The organism is Saccharothrix sp. ST-888 (genome assembly GCF_000955975.1).
Taxonomy (GTDB): domain Bacteria; phylum Actinomycetota; class Actinomycetes; order Streptomycetales; family Streptomycetaceae; genus Kitasatospora.
Window position 1 is genome coordinate 1 of sequence record NZ_JYJF01000661.1, and the last position, 342, is coordinate 342.

Consider the following 342-nt stretch of genomic DNA (forward strand, 5'->3'; position numbering starts at 1 on the left):
AGATCGTCGACGAGGACAGGGTGCCGGACGGGCAGAGCCCGGAGACCGAGTTCAGACACTGGGTGATCAGCCAGGAGACCACGCCGATGCTGACGACCACGCTGGCCGGCAGCCCGAGCCAGAACCAGCACCGGTACGACGCACGGGCCAGCATGCGGGGGCGGATGGCGGAGCGGGTGTGGGAGCGGGGGTGGGCGAACAGGGTGGAGACGCGGAGGGCGGCGGTGAGCGCGGGGCGCATGTTCTGGGTGCCGGGCCGGTAGCCGGAGTTGTAGAGCGGGCGAATCACGGCACAGCGCGGGTCGGTGTAGACCACGGGCGGGAGTGTGGGCAGCTGTGTTG

1 pseudogene is annotated in these 342 nt (G+C 70.8%); it reads right to left on the reverse strand.

Annotated elements, in window-relative coordinates:
- Positions 1-316: pseudogene (locus tag UK12_RS40595) on the reverse strand (hypothetical protein); the annotation flags it as partial.
- Positions 317-342: the final 26 nt, after the last annotated feature.